Origin of the sequence: Nocardia sp. NPDC005978 (assembly GCF_040614455.1) — a bacterium.
Classification (GTDB): Bacteria; Actinomycetota; Actinomycetes; order Mycobacteriales; family Mycobacteriaceae; genus Nocardia.
The window spans coordinates 1-7,262 of record NZ_JBEXUS010000193.1; the positions used below are offsets into that span (position 1 = coordinate 1).

Consider the following 7,262-nt stretch of genomic DNA (forward strand, 5'->3'; position numbering starts at 1 on the left):
TGCGTTCTCTGGGGGTCGCGCCCGTGTCCGCCCATCCGGCACGGCCGGCCGAGTGGGTGTCGGCGCCGAACCCCGCCGAAGCCGCGCCGGAACGGTCGTTCGTGCCCACGTCGCCGGGTCCGGGCCGGGAGGCGTTGTCGCCGTCGGCGTTTCCACCCGGCGCGGCCTCGCCGGCGAGTAGCGCCGCGATCTCGTCGATCCACCGCTCGGAGGCGTCGTCGTGATCGGGTTCGCTGTCGACGCGCGGAAGCAGGCGCGTCGCGCCGCGCCGATCGAGCAGTTCGTCCAGTTTGCGGCCGTGCCCGCAGAAGTCGTCGTAGGAGGAGTCGCCGAGCGCGAAGACCGCGTAGCGCACGCCGGTCAGTCGAATCGCGCTGTCGCTGAGCCGTTCCCAGAAGTCGGTGCCGTTGTCCGGCGGCCCGCCGTCGCCGAAGGTGCTGCTGACCACCAGGACGTCGCCGGTCAGGTCGCTCAGCTCGGCCGAGTCCATGTCCAGCAGCCGGGGCGCGAGGCCGCCGTCCGCCAGCCGGGTCGCGACGGTCGCCGCCAGCTCCTCGGCCGTTCCGGTCTGCGAGGCCCAGAGGATGGTCACCGTGCGCACGGGTGCGGCCGCCCCGGAGCCCGCGTCGCCCCCGCCCGGCCCGCCCTGATCCGGCCCGCTCGAGAGCGCCGAGTCCTCGCCACCCGGGCCGGATGGTGCGCCACCCGAAACGCCCTGCGCACCACGGGAGTACATACCGGCGAGCAATCCGTCGATCCACACGCGGCTGCCCCGCGACACCGGCGCGGTCTCCGGCAGCACCGGCACCCCGGCCACCGGCAGCGTCTGCAACGCCGCCAGATATCCGCCCACGTAGATCCGCTCGACCTCGCTCAGCATCGGCGCGGTGGCTCCCTCCAGCCCGAGCATGATCGACAAAGGATGCATCCCGCCCTCCTGTCCCGCGACTCTCCCGAACGAACCGCCCACGGCCCCGGACGAATCGCCCGCGAAACCCCCGGGGCCACCGACAATCCCGTTCGGACCGCTCGAAGATCCGTTCGGACCGTCTGGCATTCCGTTCGGACTGTCCGCGGCGTTGCCGGGGGCATTCGCGGCGTGGGCGTCGCGCGTGAATCCATATGGACCGCTTGCAGTTCCTTCTGGAACTCCGTTCGGGCTGTTGAGAACTCCGTTCGGACCTCTCTGAGCGCCGTGCGGGTCGCCGTGCAATCCGCGTGCGGCGCCGGTTGAATCCCCCGCGAAACCGTATGAACCGGAGTCGGTTCCGTTCGGACCGGCCGCCGAGTGTGGCCCCGATGCGCCAGCAGTGCCGTTCGGACCTGAAAAAACTCCGCTCGGAACTCTGGCAGATCCGTTCGGGCCCGCCGCGCTGTCCGGTTGGAGCGGTGCGGCCGCCGACATCGCCGCGACCTTGCGCAGGCGGACCGCGCACGCCTTGAACTCCGGCTGGAGAGAGGCCGGATCGACCGCGTCGTTGGTGACGGCGTTGATGGTCAGGTACTCGCCGTGTTCGTCGTTCCAGTGGAACGGCGCGAAGCAGGAGCCGGGCAGGACCCGGTCGCTGACCCGGACCGGCAGCACCGCGCGGCCGCGACGCGAGGTGATCTCGAGGTGATCGCCGGCGCGCACGTCCAGGGCGGCGGCGTCCTCGGGATGCACCTCCACGAACGGTTCGCCGTTGAGTTTGACCAGCTTGCCGACCCGGCCGGTCTTGGTCATGGTGTGCCACTGATGTTGCAGGCGGCCGGTATTGAGCACGAACGGGTGATCGGCGTCCGGCATCTCGGCGGGCAGCAGGTGCGGGCGCGGCCAGAACACGGCCCGGCGCGAGGGGGTGGCGAACGCCAGGTCCGGGGTGTGCCCGTCCGCGTCGGTGAACAGCGTCTGGCTGACGCCGTCGTTGCGATAGCGAATGGGATTGCGGCGCCGGTCCGGATCGGGGCAGGGCCACTGCATGGGACCCTCGGCCAGCGCTTCGTAGCTGATCCCGCGCAGGTCGTAGCCGGTCGCCGGATTGGCGAACCGCTTGATCTCGGCGAAGATCTCGGCGCTGGAGCCGAAGTCGAAGCCCGGGAATCCCATGGCCGTGGCGACCTGGGCGATGAGCTGCCAGTCGGGCCGCGCCTGGCCGGCCGGCGGCACCGACTGCCGCAGCAGCGTGAGACTGCGCTCCGAATTCACCATCACCGCATCCGATTCCGCCCACAGGGCGCCGGGCAGCAGGATGTCGGCGTAGGCGTTCGTGGCGGTGTCGGTGTACACGTCCTGGGCGATGACGAGCTCGGCCGCCTCCAGCCCGGCGATCACGTTCTTGCGATTGGCCACCGTGGCAACGGGATTCGAGCAGATGATCCAGCAGGCCTTGATCTCGCCGTCGGCCAGGCCCCGGAACATCTCGATGGTCCCGGGTCCGCCGGTGTCGCGCAGCGTGCCCGGCTCGAGTTCCCATGCCGTCTCCACGAAGGCGCGGTCCGCCGCCGCCAGCACGCTGCGCTGACCCGGCAATCCCGGTCCCATGTAACCCATTTCGCGCCCGCCCATGGCGTTCGGCTGCCCGGTGAGCGAGAACGGCCCGCTGCCGGTGCGGGAGATCGCGCCGGTGGCCAGATGCAGATTGCAGATGGCGTTGGTGGCCCAGGTGCCGTGCGTGGACTGATTGATCCCCATGGTCCACAGCGACATCCACTCGCCCGCGGCGCCGATCATGGCGGCGGCGGTGCGGATGTCGGCCTCGGGCACGCCGGTGATCGCCGAGACGAGGTCGGGGGAGTACCCGGCCAGGAACTCCGGCATCGCGTCCCACCCCTCGGTGTGGGCGGCGATGAATTCGGCGTCGATGTCGCCGTTCTCGACGAGCAGGTGCAGCAGCCCGTTCAGCAGCGCCAGGTCGGTTCCCGGTTTCACCTGCAGGAACAGGTCCGCGCGGGCGGCGGTGTCGGTGCGGCGCGGATCGACCACGATGAGTTTCGCGCCCGCCTTGAGCCGATCGGCCATGCGCAGGAACAGGATCGGATGGCAGTCGGCCATGTTCGCGCCGATGACGAAGAACAGGTCAGCGTGGTCGAGGTCGTCGTAGGAGCCGGGCGGCCCGTCCGCGCCCAGGGACTGCTTGTAGCCGGTGGCGGCGCTGGCCATGCATAGCCGGGAGTTGGCCTCCATGTGCACGGTGCGCACGTGCCCCTTGGCCAGTTTGGTGGCCAGGTACTGCGCTTCCAGCGACAGCTGCCCCGAGACGTAGAACGAGATCGCGTCCGGCCCGTGCGCGTCCAGGATCGCCCGCAGCCGCCCGGCGGCCTCGCGCACCGCGTCGTCGACCGCGAGCGGCTCGGGCTCCCCACCGCGTTCGGGCCGCAGGTACGCCGTGGTCATCCGGCCGTCGGCCCGCATCAGTTCGGCGTGCGTCGCGCCCTTGGTGCACAGCCGCCCGGCGTTGACCGGGTGTAGTTTGTCCCCGCTGACCTTGGCGATGACCGGCGTCCCGTCGGCGCCGGGCCGGGTCTGCACGGTGATTCCGCAGCCGACGCCGCAGTACGAGCACGCGGTCCGGGTGCTCGTGGCGGGCGTCGTGGGCTCGGGCATGCCTTCGAGTGTCGCGATCCCCGATTGCGGCGGATTTACCGGACGTTATCGGCAGATCACAAATTTCCTCACAGCGCCCCGACACGGTGGTGAGGAACCGGAAACCCGCTGTGACATGCGTCTCGATCAGTGCCGAGCGGGTTCCGCGATCCGGTTCGACAGGAGGTCGACCCCGCCGCTGCGTGGTTGCCGAGCCGGCTCAGCCCAGTTTGTAGCCGCGGTGCAGTGCCACCGCGCCACCGCTGAGATTGCGCCATTTCACCTGCGACCAGCCCGCGTCCGCGATGCGCAGGGCCAGCTGCGACTGCGTCGGCCAGGCCCGGATGGACTCGGCCAGGTACACGTACGCGTCGGGATTGCTGGAGACCCGCTTGGCGACCGCGGGCAGCGCCTTCATCAGGTACTCCATGTAGATCGTCCGGAACGGCCCGAAGGTCGGGGTCGAGAACTCCGCGACCACCAGCCGCCCGCCGGGCTTGGTCACGCGCAGCATCTCGCGCAGCGCCAGATCGGGATCCGCGACATTGCGCAGCCCGTACGAAATGGTGACCGCGTCGAAGGACTCGTCGGCGAACGGCAGCGCCATGGCGTCCCCGGCCACCATGGGCACGTTGCGGAAACGGCCCGCGGCGAGCATGCCCTGGGAGAAGTCGGCCGCCACGCACCACGCGCCGGACTTGCTGAGCTCGAGGGTCGAAACACCCGTGCCCGCGGCCAGATCCAGCAGGCGCTCGCCCGGGCGCAGCGCCAGCGCCTTGCGCGTCGCCCAGCGCCAGTAGCGGTCCTGGCCGCCGGAGATCACCGTGTTGGTGAGGTCGTACCGCTTCGCGACCCCGTCGAACATCGACGCGACCTCGTGCGGCTGCTTGTCCAACGAGGCCCGAACCGATTCCCGCCGCTCTGTTTTCGCCACCCTCGCACCCTAGCCGCCGCTGTCGCGGCGTGCGGCAGCCGTCCGTGCGGTGGCGGCGATCGGGCGGTGCGGGGGTGGGTTCCGGGCCGGTTCAGGCGTCGGCGCGGCGCCGGGTCAGTCGCCGATAGCGGTCCCCGATGGTCGCGATCCACTGCGCGGGCGGCGATCCCAGCGCCCACAGCAGCGGCAGCGCCAGGGCCCACGTCACCACGATCACCGACAGCGCCGGGATGACCGCGACACGCGCGTCGCGACCCGCCACCCGAACCAGGTCCGGATCACTGCGCTGATACTCCACATTGATGCGTTCGCCCTTGGTGAGCTTGGTCGGGTAGAGCACGCCCAGCTTCGGATTGTGCGTCACCCCGTCCGGCGTCACGAAGCTGATCGCCGAGCGCAATCGGCCCGCTTCGATGACTTCACCGCTGGTCACGCCCCTGTCGGAGCCGATCAGGTGATCGTTGCGCCAGGCCGCCAGCACCAGCAGCACCGACAGCACGCTCACGGCGATCGCGAGGATCACCACCACCTTGCGGGCACGTCGCAGCCGGGTAGCGCGGCTATCAGACTGGCTGGTTTCCGACACTTCACCAGGCTATTCCATGGCCGGACTACCCTTGCCGCCATGTCCCGTAAATTCAGCTTCACCGTGCAGTACAGCGTTCCGGTAGAAGAGCTTCACCGGGCACTGACCAACGACGAGATGTGGAACTCCCGCTTCGCCGGCGCGTCCACCGCCACCCTGGAGCTGACCCACCCGGACGGCCCCGGCACGATCACCATCCGCATGACGGAGAAGGCCCCCGAGGACAAGATTCCGGGTCTGGTCAAGAAGGTGCTCAAGAGCGATCTGGTGCTCGAGCGCACCGACAGCTGGGGTCCGCTGGAGGGCGACATCGCCAAGGGCACCTTCGCCGGAGCCTCCGGCGGCATCACCACCGAAATGGCGGGCACGTTCGAATTGCGCCCCACCGCCGAGGGTTCGGAGATCGAGGCGGCGGGCACCATCGACGTCAAGGTCCCGCTGGTCGGCGGCGCCATCGAACCGCTGGTGGAGAGCCTGCTCGAGCGCGTCATGAACAGCGAGCGCAAGTCCGTCGAGGAGTGGTTCGCGTCGCAGAACGCGTGAGCCCTATCCCTGATTGATCGATAACCGCCCGCATCCCGTGGACGTGGTCACCCACGTCCACGGGACGATTCAACGCTCAGGAGAACGGCGCCAGCTTGTCCAGGCGCATGGAGGCGCGGCCCGCGCCCCGCCACAGCTTGGCCGTCAGATCCAGATCCTCGTCGGTGACGAGATTGCCCATGACGCGAACCGCGGTGCGCTGCAGGAGCTTCGACCGCATCATCGGGGGACCGCCGAGCGGCACCGTGCGCGGATGGGTGGCCAGCGCGGCCAGCCGGCGCGCCACCGAATAGGTGCGGCCGTACCTGGCGCGCAACAGCTCCGGCCAGATCGTCGTGAGATCGGGCTCGTCGAGCAGGTCGGCCAGCATGTGCCCGCCCTCGAGGCCGTAGTCGATGCCCTCGCCGTTCAACGGATTCACGCAGCCCGCTGCGTCCCCGACCAGCGCCCAATTGCGCCCGGCCACATGGGAAACCGCGCCGCCCATCGGCAGCAGGGCCGAAGCCACCGCGCGCGCTTCGCCGTCGAAACCCCACTCCGCGCGGCGTTCGGAAACATAGTGCTGCAGCAGCGGTTTCAGGGCGATGTGCGAGGGTCGCTTCTCGGTCGCCAGCGAGCCGACGCCGATATTGACCTCGCCGTTGCCGAGCGGGAACACCCAGCCGTAGCCCGGCACCAGCGCGCCCTCGGCATCGCGCAACTCCAGATGCGAGGTGATCCAGGGATCGTCGCTGCGCTCGGATTTGATGTAGGCGCGCGCCGCGGTGCCGTAGGCGTACTCGCGATGCCAGGTGCGTCCCAGCAGCTTTCCGACCGGCGAGCGCACACCGTCGGCCACCACGAGCATCTTGCAGGAGACCGCCCGCAGCCCCGCGTCGGTCTTGATGCTCACCCCGGTGACGCGATCGCCGTCGCGCGCCACCTCGACCACCTTGGCCCCGTCGACCATGCGGGCGCCGGACTTGACCGCGGTCTCGCGCAGCTTGTCGTCGAGTTCGGTTCGCGGAACCGCGCTTCCGTACCGCGGGAAGGAACCGTCCGGCCACGGCAGCAGCGCCTCGCGCCCGAAGCCCGCCATGCGCAGGCCGCGATTGACCGTGTGCGTGCGCACCCAGTCCCCGAGCCCGAGATGTTCGAGTTCCGCCGTGGCGCGCGGCGTCAGCCCGTCCCCGCACGTCTTGTCGCGCGGGAACACCGCCGAATCCGTCAGCAGCACATCGCGTCCGGCCCGCGCGGCCCACGCCGCGGCCGCCGATCCCGCCGGCCCTGCCCCCACGACCAGCACATCCGCGTGCGCGGGCAGCAAATCCGAGTCATGCCCCGGCACGGGGGCGGCATCCGGTGAACCCATGCCGCCCATACTCGCAGCACCCGCCGATCGCTGTCGACGCGGATATGCGTCACAGGCCCCCCACCCATAGACCCCCGCCCATGGACCCCCACCGATAGACCCCCACCGATAGACCCCCGCCCATGGACCTCCGCCCATGGACCCCCGCCCATAGTCCTCCGCCCATGGACCCCCGCCCATAGTCCTCCGCCCATGGAGCCCCGCCCCGTGGTTCGCGGCCCGCCCGGTTCTGGACTGAGTGGAGCGGGGGAGCGAAGCGGAGGAGCGGAGGGAGGGAAGAACCGGG

At 70.2% G+C, this 7,262-nt stretch carries 5 protein-coding genes; 1 reads left to right on the forward strand and 4 read right to left on the reverse strand.

Annotated elements, in window-relative coordinates:
- From ABZ319_RS39400 to ABZ319_RS39410, 3 genes are all read right to left on the reverse strand, one after another.
- The coding region (locus tag ABZ319_RS39400; RefSeq protein WP_354991699.1) for a molybdopterin-dependent oxidoreductase at window positions 1-3,583 on the reverse strand (3,583 nt) is incomplete at its 3' end.
- A gap of 199 nt (window positions 3,584-3,782) precedes the next feature.
- Window positions 3,783-4,496, reverse strand: coding sequence for a demethylmenaquinone methyltransferase (locus ABZ319_RS39405; protein WP_354991700.1), 714 nt, complete (start codon window positions 4,494-4,496; stop codon window positions 3,783-3,785).
- 91 nt (window positions 4,497-4,587) lie between these two features.
- Entirely contained in the window at window positions 4,588-5,082 is a 495-nt protein-coding gene (locus ABZ319_RS39410) for a DUF3592 domain-containing protein (protein WP_354991701.1), read from the reverse strand.
- A gap of 39 nt (window positions 5,083-5,121) precedes the next feature.
- On the opposite strand from ABZ319_RS39410, the gene ABZ319_RS39415 reads away from it, so the two are divergent.
- Complete coding sequence (locus tag ABZ319_RS39415) at window positions 5,122-5,625, forward strand: DUF2505 domain-containing protein (RefSeq protein WP_354991702.1); 504 nt, start codon at window positions 5,122-5,124, stop codon at window positions 5,623-5,625.
- A 76-nt stretch (window positions 5,626-5,701) separates the two neighbouring features.
- Here ABZ319_RS39415 and ABZ319_RS39420 read toward each other — a convergent pair whose 3' ends face one another.
- Window positions 5,702-6,976, reverse strand: a complete 1,275-nt coding sequence (locus ABZ319_RS39420; RefSeq protein ID WP_354991703.1) for a geranylgeranyl reductase family protein — start codon at window positions 6,974-6,976, stop codon at window positions 5,702-5,704.
- Window positions 6,977-7,262: the final 286 nt, after the last annotated feature.